Source organism: Flavicella sp. (assembly GCF_029238425.1).
Taxonomy (GTDB): Bacteria; Bacteroidota; Bacteroidia; order Flavobacteriales; family Flavobacteriaceae; genus Flavicella.
In genome coordinates this window covers 1-22705 of the sequence record NZ_JAQWGB010000122.1, presented here as the reverse complement: position 1 = coordinate 22705, position 22705 = coordinate 1, and the positions used below count along the sequence as shown (strand labels likewise).

Genomic DNA, 22705 nt, shown 5'->3' with positions numbered 1-22705 from the left:
TTTTTTACGCTTCTCGTTCTAAGGTAAATACAGTAATTTCGGGCCTTACATTAAATCTGATTTGCCATAAATGGCCTAAAGCTCTATTGATATATAATGTTTTTCCATTATCCAAGTCAATTTTTCCTGCCGAATATTTTTTGTTTTTAACCGGCAGCATAGGAGCTGGTAAAAAAGGTGGTTTCACTTGGCCACCATGCGTATGACCTGACAAAATCCATCCTTGGAAATCTCCCCAAACATCTTCATCACAAACATCAGGATTATGGCATAGAACCACATTTGCTTTAGAATTATCAAGACTTGGCAACACTTTTTCAGGATAAAAATTGGTACCCCAAAAATCATCAATTCCGGCAATGATCAAACCATTTAAATCTGTTTTTTCATTTCTTAATACTTTGATATCTTTCTCTGCTAGTGTGTCTACTATGGTATTCGCTACATCAACTTCTATCCAATCTTTTCCATAATCATGGTTCCCTAAAACCCCCACGGTTCCCGTTTTTCCGAGTACTGCATGATCCATAACTTCTTTAAATAAGTCTAGTTGGTCGGTATCTTCATAATGAACAAAGTCACCTGTGTAAACCACAAAATCCGGCTGATATTCTTTTGCTTTTTGAAAAGACTCAATAAGGTAGTTGGGGTCGAAGCGTTTCCCTACGTGAATGTCACTAATTTGCATTAGTTTTTTACCAACAAGATGTTTTGGTAAGTTTTTAATGGGCATTTTTTGCTCTACAAACTCAAGCCAAAAAGGTTCAATTTTTATGCTATAAAGTGCGGTTGAGATTATAGCCCCAATAGAAGCTATAATGCTTTTTTTTATGAATTTTCTACGTTTCAATTTATAAAATATTCCGTATCCGTTTAGATAATTTTTCTTTCCAAAGCAATATAATGGGTTGTTTTGGTAGTATACAGAGGGAAAATTTTCACTTCACATTCATAAGAAGACTGATCTTTTTTATGATTGATAATCGAATGAGTGAAGGGTTTGTTGCTTTTTATTTTTTCTTTAAAAGAAGTTTTAGATTCTTCTAAAGTATCTGGTCCTTGCAAAAAGGACGGTTTTTTGTTTAATGCAAAGTTTTTAGGGAAACCTGTCATATGAGTAAATCCTTGGTTCACCCATAAAATTTCTTGATTGTTGTCAGTAATTACCAAGGCCTCAAAATCATTGGCTTCAAAAATATGATCAAGATTATTTTTCCATCCAAATTTTTGAGCAAATTCGGCTACAATTCTAATGTCATAATTAGCTTTTAAATCTTTTCTTTTTTCAGCATAGGAGTCATAAAAAATATCCCAACTCGCTAAGGGAGTAACTGATGAATCAGAAGCAGAAATTTTATCTTTTACTTTTTCATATTTTTTTGAGTCCAGTTCAGAAACAAAAACATCCAAGCATTTCATCTGAGTTAATTTATTTTCCATAGTCTAATTTAAAATATTTTTGCAGTTATTGCAAAGTTATCTCTTCGGTTTTTGTTTTTCCTTGTTTTTAACAAAAATTAATTTGTGTTTGCTTTTTGAATTTTCACGCTGCTCTAAATCAAAACTACCAATTGATTTTATTAGGGGTGTGAGCTTATCAAACCCATAATTTCTTGAATCAAAATTAGGTTGTTTTTTCTGAAGTAAACTTCCTACATCTCCTAAAAATGCCCAACCATCATCATCTGACAGCGTGGATATTGTATTTGAAATGAGTTTGATTTCTTTTCTTGTAATAGCATCTACCAATGGTTTTTCTGTCTCAACAGAATTATTATTTTTCTTTTCTGGTTGATTTTTTAGAATTTCAATATAAATAAATCGATCACAAGCAACAATAAAAGGATTTGGCGTTTTCTTTTCTCCAATTCCAATGACCTGCATTCCAGCTTCTCTAAGTCGTGTTGCGAGTCTTGTAAAATCACTATCACTTGACACGAGACAGAAACCGTTTACTTTTCCGCTATATAATATATCCATAGCATCAATAATCATTGCAGAATCCGTTGCGTTTTTTCCTGTTGTATATCCATATTGCTGGATAGGAGTAATGGCATTTTCTAATAATAGATTTTTCCATTTGCTGAGGTTGGGTTTTGTCCAATCTCCATAAATTCTTTTAATCGTTGGGTTTCCATAATTGGCAATTTCTTCCATCATTTCTTTTACATAAGCAGAGGGAATATTATCGCCATCAATCAATACTGCTAAATTTATATTTGCTTTCATATTCATTATTTTTCTTTTGAGGATTTATATAAATAAAATAGTATCGGGAATAAAAAAAGTGATGTCGTAACAGGAAAAAACCACAATCCTAGACCACTAGCATTTCCATAAATATTTTCAATGGTTTGGTAAAACAACAGGCCAAACACAATTATAACCATAAGTTTTAAAACTCGAATTAACTTAGTAGCCAATTGATATTGTCTTTTTGCATTTTCTTTTGTTATTTGAACCCAATAATTAAGTCTGTGAGGAAAACTAGTGAGCATTGTCATTCCTATAAAAAGTAAGGTCAAAACAAACTGAATATTGATTATGTTATTTTTAGATCCAAAACTATCTGCTTTTCCTTTGGCGTCAAAATGCGTAGGAATGGTTTCTGGTAAATCAGAATAATTCATAAAAATCATTATCCATATAACACAAATGGACAACCAACCTAGGACTTCTAAAAAGATATCTGTTCTATCTAATTTTAATTTTATAAAGGGTCTTTTGCTCATGTGTAAAACTGTCTAAAAAATACTATTTTAAGCAGTTTCAAGATACTGTTTTTTTTAGCTTTTGAGAAGTATTAACTTGTTAAAAAGCAGCCAAACATCATGTTACTAATTATTTATGCTTTTAAGTGATCTGGACGATTGTTCCAGATAGTTAAAAACTGACCCGTAGCCATCTTAGTAGCTGATTGCTTTGCTTTATTTGCTAATTCTCCTTCAAATAATTCATCAATTGTCTCAAACCACAAGCCAACCCAGGTATCAAAATGACCAGGGGAGATGGTGTGATTCATTTGAGCATCCACTTTAGCATGTTTTTGAGAAGGACTCCCTTTAAATTTAGGAATTCCGAATAGGTTTGTTTCCCAAAAATCAGTCAATTTATCAAGGTGTATGGGCCAATCATTTTCTTTAATATGACTATTAAAAATAGGACCTAGGGTGTTGTTATTTCTAATTTTACCATAGAAGGCATAAACTAAAATAGAAATATCTTTTCTTGATGTTATTAACTTCATGTAATTGAAAGACGGTTTATAGAGGTATTAAAGGTAATCAAATTGAACCAATACTCGATATTATATATTAGTATAGATCCACAGAAGAACCTTTTTTTTATTGTTCTAAAAACTGTACTTGAGGATTTTTAAAACCAAATCCTATGGGTACTTTTAATTCACCTTTATCATATAAATTGATATAGATAGAAATGGTGTCTTTGGAATTTTCCCAAGTCACACGGTAATTATCTAACATAGCCATACCATTAAATCCGTTCTCACTTTTTATAGGACAACAACTACCAGCTCTGTAATAGGAAATCATTTCACCATTAGGTCCGGTTAAAAGGTTGAGGTATCTTCTCTCATTGCATGCTCCAGACTCAAAACTACCACCAACTTCAACTGGATTTTTTGGTGTTAATCCGTAAGATTTGTTACGAGAGACTTCAGTAATAACAAAACTTTCAAGAATTTTATTTTCTTTGGTTTGAGCCTTTTTTGAAGAGGAACAGGAGAAGAACACCAACAATACAATAGTGAAAACATTTTTTTTCATAGAATAGCTTTTAATACATGGGTTTCAAAAACTATTCCATAAATAATTACCAAACTCTATTTAAACCATTATCTATTCTTTAAATAGAGCTCAGCTTAGTAGAATTTACTTAAACTCTGTTCCACAAGAATTACATTTATGAACGGCTTTAAAATAAATTGGAAATACCATAAATAGAAAAGACAAAATAGCTGAAAAAACTCCTTTTGTACCACCCATTGATTTGAAACCATACATAATGTCTTCAGATTTACATTCTGGGCAATTATTGATTTGGTTATCTTCATTGGTCAGTTTGTTACCATTTAATTCCGTCAAAATTTCTTCGGCCTTATTCCATTGACTTTCGTCCACTTTTAATTTTATTCCTCCTAGGGTTACGTTGTAAAGAGGGTTTATAGAAACTAAATTTTCATCAAATAGAAACACTCTAATATCTTCACTTTCTAGTTTTGTTTTTAGCAAGTGAGCTTCAAAGGAATTGTCGAATGTTTTTAGTGTAATAAGTGACATGATATATATTAAAACTTAGTTGATTCTAATTTCTCCATTCGTGCGGATGTATAGAATTACATCTTGATTGGCGTTGTTGTAAATAGTATGAATAGTATTATTTGTAGCTCCAAAGTAGCTCCCTGCATCCAAAGAATAAATCGATGTATTATTTGGCATCTCATACTGTAAAACCCCTTGAATAACTACGGCATGAAATACGGATCCATCACTATTAAGAACCGCATGAGATTTATGAGGAACTTTTATAAAGAGCCCTATATTATTTCCATCTTCCCATAAGAAACTAATTTTTGCATTGCTTTTGTTACCAATCCAATTTGTTCTTTGCTTTGATAACCAAACAATATTAGAAGCATCTATATTTATTGGGCGCTCACCATTATCAAAAGCTTCCGATATGGGTTTCACCAAATAGGGACCTTTATCAATTTCTACCAAGGCGATATTTTCTTTTCCTTTGGCTGAAGTAATATGTGCTTCCCCAAAAGGTTGTGTCCAAAAACTACCCGTTGGCATCCACATATTATTTGCCTCAGGATCGTCGTTATGAATCAGTCCTTTAATGACTACCGCTCTGTAAGTCACATTATGGATGTGAGGCGGTGATGAAAATCCATCTACAAATTTTGCTAAAAAGCCAGTTGCTTCCGTGCCTTTTCTATCTCCCCATATAGTTCCAGCTTGTGGACTTTGATCTCCTCTTGCAGGGTTTAATTTTTCCCAAATAATGTTAGAACTTAAAATAACTTTATTTGTGGGACGTAAAGTCTTGTTATTTTTTTTTGTAGCAGTCTCACAAGAAAAGAGTAGAGGTACTAACAAAAAACTGTAAGTGATCAATTTTATCATAACTAAAAGTTTTTTATCTTTCAAAATCTATTTCTAGATCATAATACCGAGGATTACTATTCATATCGTATGCATTCCCATAGATTTCTACACTTTTAAAATCAGAAGATATTTTAGCATTTACATTGTCTACACTCTTTATTTTATATGGAAACTTGTAAACACTTTTAAAACGTATAAGATTCGCCATTGGACTATCTTCCGTTAAGGTAGTATCTCTACTTTTTTCACTTTCTAAAATGGCTTCTTCACTCATTTTAGTTGAAAAATGTCTTTTATTAAATACTGTAATATATCCTTTGTTTAGATCTAACATTTTTTCAGATTGTTTACTGTTCCCTGATTTATTGTCCAAGAAATTTAAGTCTTCAATATTTTGATCTTTTAATTTATCACCGAAACGATGCAAGTCCGTTATGTTTTTAAAAGAGTAGTCTATTTTAAATTCATAGCGATTAGAAATAGAATCCATTTTTATGGACAAACTAAAATCTTTAAGAGCTTCAAGTTTTTTTCTTTCCTCTCTGCTCAACTTAGCAATACTATCTTTTTCATCTTCTAGAAACTGAGAAAAATCAATTACGGTATCCATTTGTTTCTTAACACCTGGCTTATTAGAATTCATTCCCATTTTCATCATTTCTGACATATCAAACCCCAAACTATAGGTACCACTTCCGTTACGATTGAATTCTGTTTCCTGCACTATTTCGCATGAAACCATAAAATTTAGAAGCAAAGGAACAAGGATACAGTAATAAATTTTCATAAGTTTTTTTTTGTTAAAAATACTTATTATAATTCTTATTTACCTGAGGCTAATAGGATTATTTATAATCGAAGCTAAATAATTACGACATGAAACAAATTACAAATGATTCTGAAAAAAGGTTGGTGATATATATCAAGCTTCAAAAAAGAAATAAAATTGGAAATAGAAATTTTTATTTTTCTATTTGCATTAGCTTTTCTTGATAGTTTTTAATTCTACCATGTGCAGTACCATCTACCAATAAAATAACAACAAGCATAGCGATAGTGGTAATGCAAATAGCTCTCCAAGTAGGATTGTGTAAAAATAAAATTCCTAAAGAGGCAAGAATCATAATCACAGGAATTCCTTTGAATACAACGTTTTGATATTCCTTTAAGGTAGCTTCGGTTCGTTCCATTTCTGATTCATAGAAAGCGGTAGCGTTTGCATGGTATGCTTTTTCAAATTGAATAACTCTTGATTTGTTTGTAAAAAATAATCCCAATCCAATAGTCATCAATAAAACACCTGCAACTAGAGTAGGAATAATATATGCTTTTGCAATGTCGGTTTTTCCGAGTTGCCAAAAACCAACACTTGCAATTAAAAATAAAATTGCAAAAACAATAAAGAATCTTGTTGAAAAGACCTCTGATTTTGCCCATTCGATAGCTAATTTTAATAGTTCCATAATTAATTCATTTTAAATTTTTCTCTAAACTGTGTTGGACTTATCCCTTCTTTCTTTTTAAATAATCTCGAAAAATAGGGTGGGTATTCAAATCCCAATTCATAAGCTACATCTGCAACACTTTTATTGGGTTGTAGTAAAATATTTTTCGCTTCATTGATCAGATGCAATTGCAAATGTTCTGTAGTACTTTTTCCAGTTTCTTTTTTTAGCGTGTCACTTAAATACCTTTGAGAAACTGCCATTTTTGATGCTATTTTATCAATACTAGGAATTCCGTTTTCTTGCAACTGTCCAGATTCAAAAAACTGTGTCATATGCTGGTTGAAATTCTCTAATAATGAATTTGAAAGTTCTTTTCTGTTTAAAAACTGCCTTTCATAAAAGCGGTTTGCGTATTTCAACAGTGTTGTTAACTGAGAAATTATAATTTCTTTACTAAAGGCATCTTGGTTGTTCTGATATTCAATTTTAATATTTTCAACAATAGATTCTAATTGCGTTTCTTCCCGAGGAGATAAATGCAAAGCTTCATTTACAGAATATGAAAAAAATCCATATTTCTTTATCTGATAGTCCAATTCAGTCCCTTTTAAAAAATCTTCATGAAAGTTGATAGAAAAGCCTTTTTGGTCGTAAACAACCGTTTCATCCCATTGCAATACTTGTCTTGGTGCAATAAAAATTAGGGCACCATTAGAAAAATCATAATGTGTTCTACCATAATTGAGATCTCCTTTAATTATTTTTTTCAAACTAATAGAATAGCAATCGTTTGTGATAGGTGGAGAGCTTTTTATGGGACATGGTAAAAACCCTTCTCCTTTTTCTGAGAATACACTCAACATAGGATGTTCCGGTCTTGGTAACTCAAGATATTCTAAATAAGAGACTAATGTTTTAAAGTGCTGCATCCTAAAAATTTAAATATTCCATTTGAACCCTGTTGCTTTCTCAGAGATTTGCCATAATTTTTTAGCAACTAATTTATCTTTGGCATGTGGTGCTAAGGTATGCGCTCCAACCGCACCTACAGTGTTCATTCTTTTGGTAGGACCATAAAATTCAGTTTGGTCTAAATCAGGTTCCGTAGCACACATCAATTGAGGGTAAGCTCCTTTTTCAGCAGACTGTACAAGTGGAGACAGCTTCATTAATTGCCAAATAAAACGAGTCATTAAACCTCCACTTGTTTTTATCAAGGACGTTTTAGAGGCTCCAGGATGACAGGCATAAGCTTTTACCTCTTTTTTATTCGCTTCTATCAATTTATTTTGTAATTCATAAACGCACATAATCTGGGCTAGTTTACTTTGGCTATAAACTCCATTTGGACTATAGTTTTTATCCCAATTCATATCATCAAACTGAATGGTTTTAATTCCTAAATTATATCCCATACTTCCCACAGTCACAATACGTCCTTTAGAGGCCTCAATCCTTGGGTAAAGCATTCCTTGCAATAAGAAGTTTCCATAATGATTTACGCCTAATTGGCTTTCAAAACCATCTTCAGTAATGATTTGTTTAGGCACCTGGGCAATGGCGGCATTACAAATCAACACATCTATTTGGGAGACAGTTTTTATAACCTCTTCCGCAGCTATTTTGACCGATGCCTGTTCTGCCAAATCCATTTGAATAAAAGAAACATCAATATTGCTTCCTAGTTCTTGTTTTAACAGTGCTATTGTGTCTTCAGATTTTTTTGAATTTCTGTTAAGCATCACAACTTTTCCTCCTTTGGTCAGCAAAATTTTTGCAGCTTCAAACCCTGTTCCACTCGTAGTTCCTGTAATTATAAATGTTTTACCATTCAAGTTTCCTATTCTATCAGGTGTCCATCCTTTTTTACCAAATTGATTCGTATTCATAATAGCATGTTTTTAATGATTAAATAATACCACAAAGATAAAGACCCGATGTACTTGGTCACTTATACTGATTTTCGAATCTTGTATACTTTTTGGTTATTTAGTACGATTGCTGCAGTCGAATTCTAAAAACAGATCCTTTCTAAATTGGCTTTTCTCAAATACCTCAGAAAATATTTGAGCATCCATCTCAGAGAGATCAAATGCCTTAGTTAAAAAATCTTTCATATTAGAAGAAGTATTTATGATTGCTTTTTTACAGCCACTGCAAAATGCTCTAAATTGAAAATTTCATTTTCGGGAAGCTTTCTTCCAAGAGGTTCAAAATACACGGAATTTAAATCTTTTAAACATTTATTTTCTGTAAGAGTAAATCCAAATTCATCCAATAATTCTTTTATGTCTTCATGGGAATATAAAGAGATCCATGGTTCACCAACTTTTGCAGATAGGTATTGAACCGTTTTTGCTTTTTTTTCGGCATTCCGGTAACCTTCTCCAAAACAATCCTTAGGTGCATCTTTTAATCGTTTGTCTACATAGGACATAAAAAAAGTTGTATCACTGTTTATTCTGAGTTCTCCAATTTCTTGCAAAGTAGATTTTATAGCATCTTTGGTAATATATTGTGATACTCCTTCCAGTGTGAAAATCGTTGCTTTTGTTTTATCAAATCCAGCTGCTATTAATTGCTCGCTCAAGCTTTGTGTATTGAAATCAATACTTACATAAGTAATATGTTCCGTCTCAGTTAAATTTGCGGGAAGTTTAGAGCGTTTTATATTTTGAACTTCATTTTGATCAACTTCAAATATTTTAATCGTAGAATTTAGCTTTAGTCGATGACCACGAGAATCATATCCAGCTCCAAGTATCACATATTGTTCAGCTTCCTCAGCGACTGTTTTCTCAACAAGGTCATCAATAAATCGAGTTCGTGCCATCAGGTGTTCATGAAATCCAGGAGTGAACTTTTTAGTTATCCAAACGCTCAATTTATGTCCCATGATTTTTATGATACTTGCACCAAGAACAAAGTGCTCTGCTATTGGATCGAAAATAACTCGCTTATCAGGTTGAGCGAGACTTTCAATCATTCGTTGTTTAGCTACTCCTTGTGCTGTACCATCTTTTCTGAAAATAGAATCCTCCATAATAAACTTTTTAAAAATAAATTCTGATATACTCAAAAATATCAAAATCAATTCAATTCCCCAATTCATTATTCTTAATAAAAGAATAAAAGAAAAAGGGAATTGATTTTTTTATAAAAAGTAGATGAGTTTCTCTAGTTATAGTTTTTAAAAACTTGAGCGTAATTATCTTTATTCACTGTTTTCCCAGTTTCTAGATAATATTTTAATCCAAATAAATGTTGTTTCAAACCTTTCCCTAATTGCCCCTTCATTAAGAAAATCATAAAGCTAGGAGTGGAGGTAACACTTGAAATCATGGTGACTTGGGTTTTATGAGCTCCTAATGAAATCAATTGATAGACAGCCGACATGTCCTTTAATAAAGGGAGGTTGTGTTTGTATGCAACCACTTTGAAGCTTTTATTTTCATGTGCCTCTGTGATCGTTTCTTCTAGATATAATTTTTCATCAAAGGTTACATGTCTTGGACAATTTACTGCCCCCTTAGTAAAGTCGCCTACATATTTGGAAGTTGGCATCGTAGGGTTGTGTACATGGATATCTCCATATTGTTCAAATAATACCTCCCAAACTTTTTCTTGTGATACATTAATGGTTTGCTGAAATTTTGATGTGCTCATTTTTATGTTTTTTTATGTTAGTCAAAAGTATCATGTATCGATGACAAGGGTGTGTCAGGGGTTTGGTTTCTGATAAAAAATTATTAAAATTTCTTATGAACACGATATTTATTATGTCTCCTTTTTAAGGAATATTTCCCTCTTTTTCAAAAAATGTGTTAATTTCTTTCACCGTTTGTTTAGCTGTTTTCCCCACACCATAAATAGTAGCGGATGCAAAACCCGTCCAGTTTCCATAGCCAACCAACCAAAGTCTAGGTTCCTCTACAGATCGACTCATTTGAGTTTTAATTGTATTGTCTTTTATGATTTGTAAGCTCTTCAAATGTTTTAAATTGGATCTAAACCCAGTACACCAAATAACAGTATCAAAAGCTTCCTTGGTTCCATCCTTCCAGATAACACCCTACTCATAAAAAGAACTGAAGGGTTTATGATCTTTATAAATCCCTCGTGTTAAACCTTCTTTAACACTTTCTACTTGAACGATATTAATCAAAGAAATTTTTTCAGATTTCGTATTCGAGGATTTTTTTAAATAACTGTTATTCGCTTGAATAAATAGATAGCGACCGTCAATATGTTCCGGAAGAAATACAGGAGGCTCAATAGTTACCCAAGTAGTTTGAGTTGTTTTTGATACTTCTGCTAGAATCTGAGATCCAGAGTTCCCTGCACCAACTAGGAGAACTTTTTGGTTATGTAAATCATTTGGGCATTTATAATTTATGGAATGAATTTGTTTCCCCTTAAACAAATGAGCGTTGTGATATTCAGGGATGTATGGAGAGTTAGCTGCACCTGTAGCACTGACCAATGTTTTGCATAAAAAAAGACCGTTATTTGTCTCTAATTGAAAAAAGTCATTTTTTTTTGAAACATTTATAACAATGGTATCACGTTTTATTGGGAAATCATAACGTTTTTCATAGTTGGATAAATAATTCAGGAACTCCAGTTTAGTAGGGTACTCGTTTTCCGTTGCAGGCATTTGCCAACCAGATAAAGAACTGTATTGCGCAGGTGAAAAAAGTTTTAAACTATCCCAAGTATGCTGCCAAGCCCCACCAGGTTCAGATTGATTGTCTAGAATAAGATATTTTAATTTTGTTTTTTGCAAAAAATAAGCAACCGACAATCCGGCTTGACCACCGCCAATAATAATTGTATCATAAATTTCAAGTTCCGAATTTGTCATCATAAATCATCTAATTATTTTGACAAGAAGTTATGATTTTTTTTCGAATACTGATAAATGAAGTTCCTCACCAATATGCGTTTCTCGACTTATAGAATTTGATATGAGCTGCAAACCAAGTTTTTCAAAAGAATCTTTATAATTATGATTTAATAGCCAAGGTGGTCCATTCTCATAAATTCTCTTTGGTGTTTGCACCTCTGTGATGATCAACAATTGACCATTTGGTTTTACAAAATTAGCAACGTTTTTAATTAAAGTATCCTCGTATTTAGGTGGTAGTGCTTGTATTGTGAAAATCTCTAATACGAAATCAAATTTTTCTTTCCATTTTGGAACTCCAGCAAGTAAGTCTGCCTTAATGAAGTTCACTTTACTAGCTGGAAATCTTTCTTTGCACAATTCAATAGCACTTTCAGAAACGTCGAAAGCAGTAACCTTATAACCTTTGTTTTCAAGTGCAATGGCATCATCTCCCAATCCACAACCAACAACTAAAGCTGTTTGTTCGCGGCTTACATTTGGTTTATCGCGGATCCAATTTTTGAATAGTGGATGAGCATCCATATTAGCCCAAGGAACCCCATCACCAGAGTCATTTGAAACAGCATATAAATTTTCAAACCAGTCGTTCGGTTTGTTTTCATCTACCCCTAATTTTTTTCTAAATTCTTGATTCATCATTTAACTGTTTATTGTCTCAAGTGAATTACGAAGTTCTCCTTTATTACTTAATATACAATAACTTGTACAAGTGTCGTTAGACCTACAACATACCAATTGTACTTCTTGTTGAACTTCTTAATTTTTCTATAGAAATGATAATATTGTAATTCCTATATTCTCCAATTCTAGGGTCATATAATTCTTGTTTCTTATAAGTAATGGATACTGCTTTACTCTTCATTTCTTTATAATCTGTAAACAAGTCAATATCACTTTCAATGTAAGAAAGCCAAATAAATTTTTTCGTTTTGCCCGTTCCATCTTTAAGAAGGAAGAATACGAATTGATTTTCTTCAATATTTACTATTTTACCTTGAATATTTAGAGATACTTCCTCTATTTGAGGCTCTTCATTTCTTCTAGCAATTTCAATCATTGTATTTGGACAACTCCCAATCATTTGCATTCCGATAAGTTCTCCTAGCTGTTCTGCCTGTGTATCAATGTGATTAAAGTCAATATCGAAATCTTTTTTCAGCTTCTTCTTATAAGGTTTGGCCGATGCAATCATGCAAACACCAAGTTGCATATTATAAGTATCATTGCTAACCGAATCGGGAATTTTATTAGCACACTCACAGGTTTTATTCGCTATTTTTTTTACATAGTCTTGAGAGAAACCTTTAAACCCAATAGTGATGAGTACTAATATTAACAAGTGCTTTTTTTCCATAGCTATATTCTAATTAATTAAGAATCTGAATCTTGAGCGCGTTCTAAAAGAGTATTGGGTAATGCTTTCTTTGCTTTGGCTCCAAGTTTCTTTATTTTTTCTACACTGGTAATTAGGTTTCCACGACCGTTTACCAATTTATTCATCGCACCTTCGTACTCCGTCTTTGTGTCTTTTAATTTGTTTCCTACTTTGATTAGATCTTGTAACAAACCTTCAAATTTATCATACAATGCACCCGCTTGTCTTGCTATTTCAATGGCATTCTTTTGCTGCTTTTCGTTCTGCCACATACTATCAATAGTTCTCAAAGTAGCCAACAGGGTAGAAGGTGTAACAATTACGATGTTTTTTACAAATGCTTTATTGTACAACTCATGATCTGCTTCAAGTGCCACTGCGAAAGCAGGTTCTATCGGAATAAATAACAGGACAAAATCAGGAGATTCTATTTGATGTAAATCTTCATATTTTTTTGCACTCAATTGATCTACATGTCTTTTTAAGGAATTGACATGTTCCTTGACAAATACAACTTTTTCTTCTTCTGTTTCTGAGTTTACATATTGCTCATAGGCTGTTAAAGAAACTTTTGAATCAACCACCATTTTTCTATTGTCAGGTAGGTTGATGATAACATCTGGACGTAATCTTGTTTTTCCTTCTTCTTCAGTAGCAAAACTTTTTTCTAAATCATATTCTCTGCCTTTTTCAAGTCCTGATTTTTCTAGAACTCTTTCCAGAATTAATTCCCCCCAGTTCCCTTGGGTTTTACTGTCTCCTTTTAAGGCTTTTGTAAGATTTATGGCCTCTTGACTCATTTTTAAGTTCAATTTTTCTAAACCTTCTATTTGCTGTTTTAAAGCAGAGTTTCTTACAATACTTTCTTTGTTTGTATCTTCAACCTTTTTTTCGAAAATTTGAATTTTTTCCTTAAGTGGATTTAAAATCTCTCCAATACTTTCTTTGTTCTGCTCTTTGAATTTGATAGATTTTTCGTCCAAAATTTTATTGGCTAAATTTTCAAACTCTTTGGTGAATTTCTCTTGAAGCTTCTCAACTTCTTCTTTGTTTTCTGTTAGTTTCTCTTTTGTGTTCTTTAACTCAGCTTCTAGTTTTGTGTGTTCTATTGAAAGACTGTTATTTTTTTGTCTTAATTCTTCCAACTCATTATCCTTAGAAGTTCTTAATTGTTCGATGTTCTTAGATGCGTCAGCTTGCAACGATTCAATTGTTTTTTCAGATTTAGAAATCGTTTCAATTAAATTATTTTTTTCAGTTTCAGAAGAAATTTTTTGTTGGTCTAACTGATGTCCTAGCTGATTCATTTTTTCATCAGAGGCAATATTTTCCTTTTCAGATTTTAATTTAGAAATTTTTTGTCCGATTATATAACCAACGAAACTTGCAATTAGAATAATAGCAAGTAGAATTAATGGGTTTTGCATTGAATAATTATTTTATAAAGTATGTGCTAACTCAAACAAATTTACATAATAATTAAAATCAAATTAATGATAATTTGTTGAAATAGGGAAATGTTATAAACAATAAGAAAACAGCTATTTTATTTCAAATACTTTTCCGCTTTCGGCAAGTGACACATTAGGGAATATAGTACTAGCTTCTTCTTTGAAAAGGTTTAAGTCATCATATCTAGAAGAGTAATGCCCTAAAATTAATCTCCCTACATTCGCTTCTTTCGCGATAGCGGCAGCTTCTTTTGCAGTGGAATGCTTGGTTCTTTCTGTCAATTCTTTTTTATCTTCTAAAAAAGTTGCTTCATGGTATAATAAATCCACATTTTTAATGATAGGAATCACAGGTGGATGGTATTGGGTATCACTACAAAAGGCGTAGGAGAGAGGTTTGTTAGGAGGATAGGTCAGTTTGCTATTTGAGATGCTAGTTTGACCATCTTCATAAACAAAATCTTTTCCTTTTTTTAAATTATGGTAATCACAAATTTCTATCTCAGGATTCGCTTCTATAGCATCCATATTGAGTTTTCGTTCACCTATTTTCTCTTGGAATAAAAACCCATTGGTATACACTCTGTGCTTTAATGGGATGGTATATACTTGTATTTTTTTATCTTCAAAAATAAGCTCACTTTCGTTACTTTCTAACTCATGAAAAAACAACTTGTACTTGGTCCAAGATTTGGCCAATTTTATCTGAAGTGTAATAACTTCCTTGATTCCCTTTGGTCCATAGATATGCAAATCATTTTCTCTGTTATTCAATCCAAAGGTAGAAATCAAACCTATCAAACCATAAAAATGATCCCCATGAAGATGAGAAATAAATATGTGTTTGATTTTAGAGAAGGAAACCTTGTGCTTTCTTAACAAAGTCTGAGTTCCTTCACCACAATCGATTAAAAAATTTCGGTCTTTTATTTCTAAAAACTGAGCAGTCGGAAATGCATTCTGTCTCGGAGAAGCAGAGTGACATCCTAAAATTGTTAGTTTAATGCTCATCTTTTGGAAATAATTACAGTCCTAAATCGCGTTCAATAGCATCCATTTCAAGAGTATCTTCCGCTTCTATTAGGGTTGGAACAACACTAAGAGTTTCATCTTCTAAATCATCAATTTCAATACCAGGCGCAATAACGATAAAAGAGGTTCCGTTTTCTTTTTTATCCATAGCTATTTCAGAAAAACTATCTATTTGAGTCGTAGTAATTTCAAAGGCATCAATAAAATTTAAGAATAGATTTTCATTAGAAAAATCATCCACCTTAAACGCACTTGAAAACTCTTCGAACGAGGTTTCCGTAACTTGAATTATTGTGTAATTATCTTTTTTCTCAATTTTCATTTTCAATTCATTTAAAAGTCAAACTATCTTTTAATTTGTTCTGCTAACAAATAAATACAAGCCATTCTTACGGCAACTCCATTCTCAACCTGATCTAAGATAATAGATTGATCAGAATCCGCAACATCACTTGTAATTTCAACCCCTCTATTAATAGGACCTGGGTGCATGATAACAATTTCTTTATCTAAAGAATTCAGAATTTCTTTATTGATACCAAACAACTGAGTGTATTCTCTAGTAGAAGGAAAATATTTAATGTCCATTCTTTCGTGTTGTACGCGAAGTACATTCGCAACATCACACCATTCTAATGCTTTTCTTAAATTGGTTTCAACCTTGACACCTAAACTTTCAATATGTTTCGGGATCAATGTTGTAGGTCCACAAACCTTTACTTCAGCACCTTGCAATTTCAAAGCAAAAATATTTGACAAGGCAACTCTTGAGTGTAAGATGTCTCCAATGATTACAACTTTTTTACCCGCAACATCTCCTAGCTTTTCTCTTATCGAATAAGAATCCAATAAAGCCTGTGTAGGGTGTTCATGTGTACCGTCACCAGCATTGATTATTTTCGCATCTACATGCTCTGATAAAAATACTCCAGCGCCTACATTGGGATGACGCATCACAACAATATCTACTTTCATAGACAGAATGTTATTTACGGTATCAATTAATGTTTCTCCTTTTTTCACAGAAGACTGTGCCGCCGAAAAGTTAATCACATCAGCTGAAAGTCTTTTTTCTGCCAACTCAAAAGAAAGTTTTGTTCTTGTACTGTTTTCAAAAAATAGGTTGGCAATAGTGATATCTCTTAAAGAGGGTACCTTTTTAATAGGTCTGTTTATTACTTCCTTAAAATGATCGGCAGTTTCAAAAATCAAATCCAAGTCTTGTGGATTCAAATGTTTAATACCTAATAAATTATTAACACTTAATGATTTCATTCTCTAATTGTTCGTTGTTAAATATACTGCATCTTCCGTATCATTCTCATTCCAATGAACAGATACTTTTTCGTTATTAATCACATCTACTTGTCTTCCTCTATAGTCTGGTTGAATTGGCAAATGCCTGCTAAACCTTCTGTCAATCAAAACTAAAAGTTCTATTTGTTCAGGTCTACCATAAGATTGAAGCGCTGCTAAGGATGCATTGATACTTCTACCGGAATACAAAACATCATCAATAATTACTACTTTTTTTCCTTCCACTAAAAAATCAATTTGAGTAGAGTTTGCTTCCAAAGGAGCATCTCTTCTTCTAAAATCATCTCTAAAAAAAGTGATGTCTAATTTCCCTAAAAGAATTTCTTTAATTTCATATTCTTCCTTTAAAAGTTTCGCAAGTCTGTCTGCTAAAAAAGTACCTCTAGGTTGCAGTCCAAGTAAAACTGTGTTAGAAAAATCATCATGATTTTCGATTAACTGACAGGCCAATCTATGTAAAATGATTTCAATTTCTCTAGAGTTTAGTAATATTTTGTTGCCCATATAATTGAATAGAAAGCTTGGTTTTCCTAAAACAAATATACTCAAACAAATATGTTTTCTTAAGTTAATGAGAAATATTTTAACGGCATTTATTCACAGGAATTTTGAAATTCTTTTCCTATGATAATTAAATATTTAGGTAAAAATTAAAAATACTTTGGCTCGTTTTTTGAGCATTATACTGATACGCAGTATGCTAAAGAGCCTGTTTTGTTGATTAAATTGTTAAAAACAATTTCTTTTTTCCGTTTATTAAGGAAAGAGAAATGCTAATTTTAAAAAAGTAGAGTTATTGTTTCACCTAAAAGCAAAGATATGTCTTTATCAAAATTTGAATCGATGTTGAAAACCAACAAAGTGTATTTTTTTGATTCGTCAGAATTTGAAGAAATTATTCATTATTATTTAGATAATGGGCGGCATACTTTGGCAAAAAAAGCAGTGAAACTTGGAGTGGAACAACATCCGAGTTCCATTCTGTTAAAGTTACTAGAAGTGGAGCTTTATATTTTTGAAGAACAATTTGATACCGCTGAAAAGCTTTTGAATGAATTGGAGGCAATTGAACCTACAAATGAAGAAGTGCACATTCAAAGAGCCGCAATCTTTTCTAAGGCGGACAAACATAAAGAGGCTATAGAATCCTTAAAGACCGCTTTAGAGTTTACAAACGACGTAGCGGATGTGTCTTCATTACTTGCAATGGAATATCTTTATTTAGATGATTTTGACCAAGCTCGAATGAATTTTGCCAAATGTCTTGAAGTAGATTTTGAAGATTATTCTTCTTTGTACAATATCATCTATTGTTTTGACATGGATGAAAAGCATCAGGAAGCAGTCGCTTATTTGAAAAAGTATATAGATGTGAATCCATATTGTGAAGTTGCTTGGCATCAGTTAGGAAGACAATATATGGTTTTAAACGACCATGAAGAAGCCTTGCGAGCGTTTGATTATGCGGTTATTATTGATGAATCTTTTATAGGAGGTTATTTAGAAAAAGCTAAGACATTAGAAATCCTAGAAAGGTATGAAGAGGCTATAGAAAATTATACTATTTCTTTAGAATTAGATGACCCTACAGCCTTTGTTTTTTTGCGAATGGGAGATTGTTTTAGAAATTTAGACCAATTGAATAAATCGGCTGAATTCTATAAGAAAGCCGTAAATGAAGATCCGTTGTTAGACAAAGCATGGATGTCATTGACGGATGTTTATTACTTATTAGAGGATTATTCAAAATCTTTATACTACATAAAAAAGGTGCTTTCCATAGATGAGTTCAACTCGGTTTATTGGAGAAAGTATGGTGAAATCAATATCAAACTTAGCTTTTTTGAAGAGGCTATTGTTGCTTTCAAACGTTGTTTAAGCTTGGATGATAAATCACTAGAAATTTGGTTAGCGTTGTCCGATGTTCAATATTATTTAGGAGATTATTCCGAGTCTTTAAATACTTTGATAAAAGCAAAAAAATATTTTAACGATGCTGCTGAAATAGAATACAGGTTGTTTGGATTATTTTTACAGGTAGGAGATAAAGACGCTTCTTATATGCATTTAAAAAATGGATTGGCTATTGATTTTGAATTTTGGGAAGTAATGAAAGAATTGTATCCAGGATTTTTTAAAATCGAGGAAGTTATCAATATTATTGAAAATTTCAGAAAAGAGAAATAATAGAAAAGTTCCTTAATGGAACTTTTTTTACGCTTTACAAAAATAAAATACAATTTAGTATTAAAATAACTAATAGTTAGAATAATAGTTTATGAAAAGAAGAGAGTTTGTTAAAAAAGGATCTGTGTTATCCGCTGGTTTTTTATTTGGAGGAACGGTATTAGCCTCTGAGATTTCTAATAATTTTATGAGGAGAAATATACGTCTGGCTATAATAGGCTCCGGGAGTAGAGGAGTTGGTTTGATACCAGTTGTAAAATCCGTTGAAGGAATTGATCTAGTGGCTTTATGCGATGTATTAGAGTTTAGGTTGATCAATGGTTTGGCTAAAATAGATGGTACTGTGAAGGGGTATTCCGACTATCGAGAAATTTTAAAGAACAAGAAAATAGATGCGGTACTTATTGCAACGCCTTTTTACACCCATGAGAAAATAGCCATGGATGCCATTGAGGCAGGGAAACATGTATACTGTGAAAAAACCACAATAAAAGGAATCAACGGGATCAAATCATTAGTTCAGAAATTAGAAGACTCAAAATTAATTTTTCAAACAGGGCACCAATACCATAGTTCTAGGTTATATCAAAAAGTAGTAGAAATAATCAAATCAAAGGAAATAGGAGAGATTAGTTCTTTTGAATGCCAATGGTACAGAAAAGGAGATTGGAGACAACCTGTACCCAAACCTTCTTTAGAAAGATCTATCAACTGGAGAATGTATAGAGAATATTCAGGCGGATTGACAGCGGAATTAAGTTCACATCAAATTGATTTTGTAAATTGGGTGTTAGAAGAAAATCCTAAAAAAATTATGGGAACAGGTGGCATTGATTTTTACCGAGATGGACGGGAGACTTATGATAATACACATTTATTGTTTGAGTATCCAAGTGGAGTTAAGGCTAGCTTTAAATCCTTGACAGGCAATATTCCTGGTGGATATGAAATAAAAGTAATTGGTAGAAAAGGAATTATAACTATTGGACCAAAATCAGCTTGGATCAAATTTTATTCTAAAACTCAAAAACCATCTATCGGATTGGTTGATGGAGTTTCTGGAGCCACAAAAAATTATGGTTCAGGTATGGATAAAGGTCAGAAATTAAATATATCTCATATGGAGCCAACCAAACAAGCTTTGTTTGATTTCAAGGAAGCTATTGTAAATAAAACGCAACCCATATCAAACGTTTACACAGGAGGTCATACGGCGATTGCAGTTCAAATGTCATTAGATGCCATGTATACCGGTACAACTCAATATTGGAAAGAAGAATACAATTTGTTTTAATTTAGTAACTTAAATAAATCAAATTTGTGAGGAGCAAGGTGTGAATTTTCTCTTTTATTAATATTACATTTGTTAAAATTAAAATTACTTATGGAAAGATCAGTTAAAGGATATATATTCTTATTTTTAAAAGGAATGGCAATGGGTGCAGCGGATGTAGTACCGGGAGTTTCAGGAGGTACCATTGCATTTATTTCTGGTATCTATGAAGAGCTCTTAGGGAGCATCAGTAGTATCAATTTCAAAACGGTTGCAATTTTAAAAAAGGAAGGTATCAAATCTGCCTGGAACTCTATCAACGGTAATTTTTTAAGCGTATTGCTTTTAGGAGTTGCGGCTAGTGTGATATCTTTGGCGAAAGGGATTTCTTATTTATTAGAAACAGAACCTATTTTGCTTTGGTCATTTTTCTTTGGATTGGTTTTAGCGAGTGTCATTTTTATTGGGAAACAAATTACCAAATGGGACTTTAAAACTATTCTATTATTAGTATTAGGTGCCGGAGTCGCTTATTATATAACAATTTTAGAGCCGCTAGTTTCTGACGAAGCCTCATTATTATTTTATTTTATTTCGGGTGCATTGGCTATCTGTGCGATGATTCTTCCTGGAATTTCTGGATCTTTTATTTTAGTACTTCTCGGTTCTTATAAGATGATCTTGGAAGCAATTCACTCTAGAGATTTACAATTGATTGCGACTGTTGGAGCAGGGGTAGTGGTTGGACTTTTGAGTTTTTCTAAAGTATTGAAATGGTTGTTTTCAAACTTTAAAAATTTAACTTTGGCAGGACTAACTGGATTTATTATTGGTTCTTTAAATAAAATATGGCCTTGGAAAGAAACGTTGACTTGGAGAACTAATTCTCATGGAGAAGAAGTTCCTTTACTTCAAAATAGTATCAGTCCTTTTGACTATGAAAACAACCAATTATTAATGGCTATTGCATTAGCAGTGGTTGGTTATTTAGTGATTATTTTTTTAGAGAAAGTGCAAGCGGAAAAAAAGTTGGATTAAAATGATGTATTGATGTCGGAAAAACGAAGTTCAAAAGAGAAATTATTTCTTTTCCTTAAAGGATTAGCTATGGGTTCTGCAAATAAAGTTCCTGGAGTATCGGGAGGTGCAGTTGCTTTTGTTCTTGGTTTTTATGAAGAAATGATATACACATTCAGAAAAGTCAATTTAAAAGCGTTCAAGTTATTAATAGCGGGGAGGTTCCGTTCTTTATTCCAATATTTAAATATTTCTTTTTTACTCTTAGTAATGGGCGGTAGCTTGTTTAGCTATTTTTCAATTTCTATAGTTTTAGACTTTCTATTGACTCGATACGAAACATATGTGTGGAGTACTTTTTTCGGTATGATATTGGGTTCTGTTTACTATATAGGTAGAAACTATGAATACTGGAACTCTAAAAATATTGGCTTCGTTTTACTAGGAATCATCATGGGGGCTGCATTGAGTTATCTTCCCCCAGCGACTGAAAATAGCAATTTGTGGTTTGTCTTTTTTTGTGGAGTAGTTGGAGTAAGTGGAATGACAATTCCAGGACTTTCCGGTTCTTTTATCTTAATGCTGATGGGGAATTATGTGTTGCTATTAGTAGATAGCGTAAACGTTGTTTTTGATGTCACTAGTTCTGTTCTTATAGGAAATCTTGAGGTATTAGATATAGAAAGAAATATAAAATATATTAAGATTGCCGTCACTTTCTTTTTTGGTTCATTTTTTGGTTTGATCACATTATCTCATATTTTAGGTTATGTTTTAAAACGATGGAATCATATAGTAACAGCACTTATTATTGGATTTATTATTGGTTCCTTGGGCATGGTATGGCCATGGAAAGAAAAAGTTTTGGCTACAGAAAACGGAATCGTTTTGTTAGATAATGAAGGTGTCGGAATTGTTGAAAATTACAAAAGATTTGTTCCAGATATGAGCATTTCTCAAAACTGGTACTGTGTCTTATTTATTATATTGGGTATCCTAATAGTGCTAGCAATAGATTTTTATGAAAGAAAAAGAAAAGCCGATACAAATTAAATTGTAACGGCTTTTTTATAATTTTAAGAGAGTCTTATTTTCTACTGCAGGCTAATAAAGTATTCTTTAATAACATTGCAATTGTCATCGGACCAACTCCACCTGGCACAGGTGTAATAAAATTTGCTTTTTTACTTACACTTTCAAAATGTACATCTCCTGCTAATCTAAACCCACTTTTCTTAGAAGCATCGTCAACCCTGGTGATTCCTACATCAATAATGGTAACTCCTTCTTTTACCATATCTCCTGTTAAAAATTCAGCAACCCCTAAAGCAGCAACAATGATATCAGCCTCTTGGGTGATTTCTTTCAAGTTTTTTGTTCTACTATGTGTCAAAGTAACCGTTGCATCACCAGCAGCTCTTTTTTGGCTAAGTAAGATACTCATAGGTCGTCCCACAATATGACTTCTACCTATAACCACAACATTCTTTCCTGAAGTTTCTACTTTATATCTTTCTAAAAGTTCCATAATTCCATATGGAGTTGCAGGTAAGAAAGTAGG

At 32.4% G+C, this 22705-nt stretch carries 27 protein-coding genes and 1 pseudogene; 4 read left to right on the top strand and 24 right to left on the bottom strand.

The features are described from left to right. Window positions 1-4: 4 nt before the first annotated feature. From P8H68_RS09065 to pyrR, 23 genes are all read right to left on the bottom strand, one after another. Window positions 5-733: a metallophosphoesterase gene (locus P8H68_RS09065; protein ID WP_366144937.1), complete on the bottom strand. Its 729-nt coding sequence runs from the start codon at window positions 731-733 to the stop codon at window positions 5-7. Window positions 734-873: 140 nt separating this feature from the next. After that, on the bottom strand, window positions 874-1440 hold the full coding sequence (locus tag P8H68_RS09060; protein ID WP_300323791.1) for a PAS domain-containing protein: 567 nt from the start codon (window positions 1438-1440) through the stop codon (window positions 874-876). A gap of 36 nt (window positions 1441-1476) precedes the next feature. Then, on the bottom strand, window positions 1477-2229 hold the full coding sequence (locus P8H68_RS09055) for an NYN domain-containing protein (protein WP_300323789.1): 753 nt from the start codon (window positions 2227-2229) through the stop codon (window positions 1477-1479). Between the two features lie 5 nt (window positions 2230-2234). Then, a complete protein-coding gene (locus tag P8H68_RS09050; protein ID WP_300323788.1) occupies window positions 2235-2732 on the bottom strand; it encodes a DUF1648 domain-containing protein in 498 nt (165 codons plus the stop codon). A gap of 113 nt (window positions 2733-2845) precedes the next feature. Continuing rightward, complete coding sequence (locus P8H68_RS09045; RefSeq protein ID WP_300323786.1) at window positions 2846-3247, bottom strand: group III truncated hemoglobin; 402 nt, start codon at window positions 3245-3247, stop codon at window positions 2846-2848. Window positions 3248-3344: 97 nt separating this feature from the next. Further along, on the bottom strand, window positions 3345-3788 hold the full coding sequence (locus tag P8H68_RS09040) for a 2-dehydro-3-deoxyphosphooctonate aldolase (RefSeq protein WP_300323784.1): 444 nt from the start codon (window positions 3786-3788) through the stop codon (window positions 3345-3347). 105 nt (window positions 3789-3893) lie between these two features. Beyond that, a complete protein-coding gene (locus P8H68_RS09035) occupies window positions 3894-4301 on the bottom strand; it encodes a DUF2007 domain-containing protein (RefSeq protein WP_300323782.1) in 408 nt (135 codons plus the stop codon). Between the two features lie 15 nt (window positions 4302-4316). Continuing rightward, entirely contained in the window at window positions 4317-5153 is an 837-nt protein-coding gene (locus P8H68_RS09030) for a DUF4437 domain-containing protein (protein WP_300323779.1), read from the bottom strand. A gap of 13 nt (window positions 5154-5166) precedes the next feature. Then, window positions 5167-5922 carry a hypothetical protein gene (locus P8H68_RS09025; protein WP_300323776.1) on the bottom strand — a complete coding sequence of 252 codons (756 nt, stop codon included), beginning with the start codon at window positions 5920-5922 and terminating at the stop codon, window positions 5167-5169. A 175-nt stretch (window positions 5923-6097) separates the two neighbouring features. Beyond that, window positions 6098-6598: a hypothetical protein gene (locus P8H68_RS09020; protein WP_300323773.1), complete on the bottom strand. Its 501-nt coding sequence runs from the start codon at window positions 6596-6598 to the stop codon at window positions 6098-6100. A gap of 2 nt (window positions 6599-6600) precedes the next feature. Beyond that, complete coding sequence (locus P8H68_RS09015) at window positions 6601-7512, bottom strand: helix-turn-helix domain-containing protein (RefSeq protein WP_300323770.1); 912 nt, start codon at window positions 7510-7512, stop codon at window positions 6601-6603. A 9-nt stretch (window positions 7513-7521) separates the two neighbouring features. Continuing rightward, window positions 7522-8472 (bottom strand): SDR family oxidoreductase, encoded by a 951-nt coding sequence (locus P8H68_RS09010; RefSeq protein ID WP_300323767.1) that lies wholly within the window; start codon window positions 8470-8472, stop codon window positions 7522-7524. Window positions 8473-8714: 242 nt separating this feature from the next. Next, complete coding sequence (locus tag P8H68_RS09005; RefSeq protein ID WP_300323764.1) at window positions 8715-9626, bottom strand: SAM-dependent methyltransferase; 912 nt, start codon at window positions 9624-9626, stop codon at window positions 8715-8717. A gap of 134 nt (window positions 9627-9760) precedes the next feature. Next, window positions 9761-10249, bottom strand: a complete 489-nt coding sequence (locus P8H68_RS09000) for an SRPBCC family protein (protein ID WP_300323761.1) — start codon at window positions 10247-10249, stop codon at window positions 9761-9763. Between the two features lie 124 nt (window positions 10250-10373). After that, on the bottom strand, window positions 10374-10529 hold the full coding sequence (locus P8H68_RS08995) for a hypothetical protein (protein WP_300323758.1): 156 nt from the start codon (window positions 10527-10529) through the stop codon (window positions 10374-10376). A gap of 126 nt (window positions 10530-10655) precedes the next feature. Further along, window positions 10656-11450 (bottom strand): FAD-dependent oxidoreductase, encoded by a 795-nt coding sequence (locus tag P8H68_RS08990; protein ID WP_300323755.1) that lies wholly within the window; start codon window positions 11448-11450, stop codon window positions 10656-10658. A 27-nt stretch (window positions 11451-11477) separates the two neighbouring features. Further along, a complete protein-coding gene (locus tag P8H68_RS08985; RefSeq protein ID WP_300323752.1) occupies window positions 11478-12128 on the bottom strand; it encodes a class I SAM-dependent methyltransferase in 651 nt (216 codons plus the stop codon). Between the two features lie 85 nt (window positions 12129-12213). Further along, window positions 12214-12846, bottom strand: a complete 633-nt coding sequence (locus P8H68_RS08980) for a hypothetical protein (RefSeq protein WP_300323749.1) — start codon at window positions 12844-12846, stop codon at window positions 12214-12216. A gap of 17 nt (window positions 12847-12863) precedes the next feature. Next, the gene (gene rmuC / locus P8H68_RS08975; RefSeq protein ID WP_300323746.1) at window positions 12864-14294 is read right to left on the bottom strand and encodes a DNA recombination protein RmuC; all 1431 of its coding nucleotides are present in this window, start codon (window positions 14292-14294) and stop codon (window positions 12864-12866) included. A 114-nt stretch (window positions 14295-14408) separates the two neighbouring features. After that, on the bottom strand, window positions 14409-15329 hold the full coding sequence (locus tag P8H68_RS08970) for a ribonuclease Z (protein WP_300323743.1): 921 nt from the start codon (window positions 15327-15329) through the stop codon (window positions 14409-14411). Between the two features lie 13 nt (window positions 15330-15342). Continuing rightward, a complete protein-coding gene (locus tag P8H68_RS08965; RefSeq protein WP_300323740.1) occupies window positions 15343-15672 on the bottom strand; it encodes a hypothetical protein in 330 nt (109 codons plus the stop codon). Window positions 15673-15695: 23 nt separating this feature from the next. Continuing rightward, window positions 15696-16625 carry an aspartate carbamoyltransferase catalytic subunit gene (locus tag P8H68_RS08960; protein ID WP_300323737.1) on the bottom strand — a complete coding sequence of 310 codons (930 nt, stop codon included), beginning with the start codon at window positions 16623-16625 and terminating at the stop codon, window positions 15696-15698. 3 nt (window positions 16626-16628) lie between these two features. Continuing rightward, a complete protein-coding gene (gene pyrR, locus P8H68_RS08955; RefSeq protein ID WP_300323797.1) occupies window positions 16629-17171 on the bottom strand; it encodes a bifunctional pyr operon transcriptional regulator/uracil phosphoribosyltransferase PyrR in 543 nt (180 codons plus the stop codon). A gap of 315 nt (window positions 17172-17486) precedes the next feature. On the opposite strand from pyrR, the gene P8H68_RS08950 reads away from it, so the two are divergent. The 4 genes from P8H68_RS08950 (at window position 17487) to P8H68_RS08935 (ending at window position 22197) form a co-directional block, all read left to right on the top strand. Further along, window positions 17487-18854, top strand: a complete 1368-nt coding sequence (locus P8H68_RS08950) for a hypothetical protein (protein WP_300323734.1) — start codon at window positions 17487-17489, stop codon at window positions 18852-18854. A 91-nt stretch (window positions 18855-18945) separates the two neighbouring features. Continuing rightward, the gene (locus P8H68_RS08945; protein WP_300323731.1) at window positions 18946-20148 is read left to right on the top strand and encodes a Gfo/Idh/MocA family oxidoreductase; all 1203 of its coding nucleotides are present in this window, start codon (window positions 18946-18948) and stop codon (window positions 20146-20148) included. Window positions 20149-20238: 90 nt separating this feature from the next. Continuing rightward, window positions 20239-21165, top strand: coding sequence for a DUF368 domain-containing protein (locus P8H68_RS08940; RefSeq protein WP_300323728.1), 927 nt, complete (start codon window positions 20239-20241; stop codon window positions 21163-21165). Window positions 21166-21177: 12 nt separating this feature from the next. Continuing rightward, window positions 21178-22197, top strand: a complete 1020-nt coding sequence (locus tag P8H68_RS08935) for a DUF368 domain-containing protein (protein ID WP_300323724.1) — start codon at window positions 21178-21180, stop codon at window positions 22195-22197. Window positions 22198-22231: 34 nt separating this feature from the next. Here P8H68_RS08935 and P8H68_RS08930 read toward each other — a convergent pair. After that, window positions 22232-22705, bottom strand: a pseudogene (locus P8H68_RS08930) (bifunctional 5,10-methylene-tetrahydrofolate dehydrogenase/5,10-methylene-tetrahydrofolate cyclohydrolase); the annotation flags it as partial.

Excerpts from the sequence above, each read along its gene's own strand:
- P8H68_RS09065 (WP_366144937.1), bottom strand. The coding sequence starts at position 733 with ATGCCCATTAAAAACTTACCAAAACATCTTGTTGGTAAAAAACTAATG.
- P8H68_RS09060 (WP_300323791.1), bottom strand. The coding sequence starts at position 1,440 with ATGGAAAATAAATTAACTCAGATGAAATGCTTGGATGTTTTTGTTTCT.
- P8H68_RS09055 (WP_300323789.1), bottom strand. The coding sequence starts at position 2,229 with ATGAAAGCAAATATAAATTTAGCAGTATTGATTGATGGCGATAATATT.
- P8H68_RS09050 (WP_300323788.1), bottom strand. The coding sequence starts at position 2,732 with ATGAGCAAAAGACCCTTTATAAAATTAAAATTAGATAGAACAGATATC.
- P8H68_RS09045 (WP_300323786.1), bottom strand. The coding sequence starts at position 3,247 with ATGAAGTTAATAACATCAAGAAAAGATATTTCTATTTTAGTTTATGCC.
- P8H68_RS09040 (WP_300323784.1), bottom strand. The coding sequence starts at position 3,788 with ATGAAAAAAAATGTTTTCACTATTGTATTGTTGGTGTTCTTCTCCTGT.
- P8H68_RS09035 (WP_300323782.1), bottom strand. The coding sequence starts at position 4,301 with ATGTCACTTATTACACTAAAAACATTCGACAATTCCTTTGAAGCTCAC.
- P8H68_RS09030 (WP_300323779.1), bottom strand. The coding sequence starts at position 5,153 with ATGATAAAATTGATCACTTACAGTTTTTTGTTAGTACCTCTACTCTTT.
- P8H68_RS09025 (WP_300323776.1), bottom strand. The coding sequence starts at position 5,922 with ATGAAAATTTATTACTGTATCCTTGTTCCTTTGCTTCTAAATTTTATG.
- P8H68_RS09020 (WP_300323773.1), bottom strand. The coding sequence starts at position 6,598 with ATGGAACTATTAAAATTAGCTATCGAATGGGCAAAATCAGAGGTCTTT.
- P8H68_RS09015 (WP_300323770.1), bottom strand. The coding sequence starts at position 7,512 with ATGCAGCACTTTAAAACATTAGTCTCTTATTTAGAATATCTTGAGTTA.
- P8H68_RS09010 (WP_300323767.1), bottom strand. The coding sequence starts at position 8,472 with ATGAATACGAATCAATTTGGTAAAAAAGGATGGACACCTGATAGAATA.
- P8H68_RS09005 (WP_300323764.1), bottom strand. The coding sequence starts at position 9,626 with ATGGAGGATTCTATTTTCAGAAAAGATGGTACAGCACAAGGAGTAGCT.
- P8H68_RS09000 (WP_300323761.1), bottom strand. The coding sequence starts at position 10,249 with ATGAGCACATCAAAATTTCAGCAAACCATTAATGTATCACAAGAAAAA.
- P8H68_RS08995 (WP_300323758.1), bottom strand. The coding sequence starts at position 10,529 with ATGAGTCGATCTGTAGAGGAACCTAGACTTTGGTTGGTTGGCTATGGA.
- P8H68_RS08990 (WP_300323755.1), bottom strand. The coding sequence starts at position 11,450 with ATGATGACAAATTCGGAACTTGAAATTTATGATACAATTATTATTGGC.
- P8H68_RS08985 (WP_300323752.1), bottom strand. The coding sequence starts at position 12,128 with ATGAATCAAGAATTTAGAAAAAAATTAGGGGTAGATGAAAACAAACCG.
- P8H68_RS08980 (WP_300323749.1), bottom strand. The coding sequence starts at position 12,846 with ATGGAAAAAAAGCACTTGTTAATATTAGTACTCATCACTATTGGGTTT.
- rmuC (WP_300323746.1), bottom strand. The coding sequence starts at position 14,294 with ATGCAAAACCCATTAATTCTACTTGCTATTATTCTAATTGCAAGTTTC.
- P8H68_RS08970 (WP_300323743.1), bottom strand. The coding sequence starts at position 15,329 with ATGAGCATTAAACTAACAATTTTAGGATGTCACTCTGCTTCTCCGAGA.
- P8H68_RS08965 (WP_300323740.1), bottom strand. The coding sequence starts at position 15,672 with ATGAAAATTGAGAAAAAAGATAATTACACAATAATTCAAGTTACGGAA.
- P8H68_RS08960 (WP_300323737.1), bottom strand. The coding sequence starts at position 16,625 with ATGAAATCATTAAGTGTTAATAATTTATTAGGTATTAAACATTTGAAT.
- pyrR (WP_300323797.1), bottom strand. The coding sequence starts at position 17,171 with ATGGGCAACAAAATATTACTAAACTCTAGAGAAATTGAAATCATTTTA.
- P8H68_RS08950 (WP_300323734.1), top strand. The coding sequence starts at position 17,487 with ATGTCTTTATCAAAATTTGAATCGATGTTGAAAACCAACAAAGTGTAT.
- P8H68_RS08945 (WP_300323731.1), top strand. The coding sequence starts at position 18,946 with ATGAAAAGAAGAGAGTTTGTTAAAAAAGGATCTGTGTTATCCGCTGGT.
- P8H68_RS08940 (WP_300323728.1), top strand. The coding sequence starts at position 20,239 with ATGGAAAGATCAGTTAAAGGATATATATTCTTATTTTTAAAAGGAATG.
- P8H68_RS08935 (WP_300323724.1), top strand. The coding sequence starts at position 21,178 with ATGTCGGAAAAACGAAGTTCAAAAGAGAAATTATTTCTTTTCCTTAAA.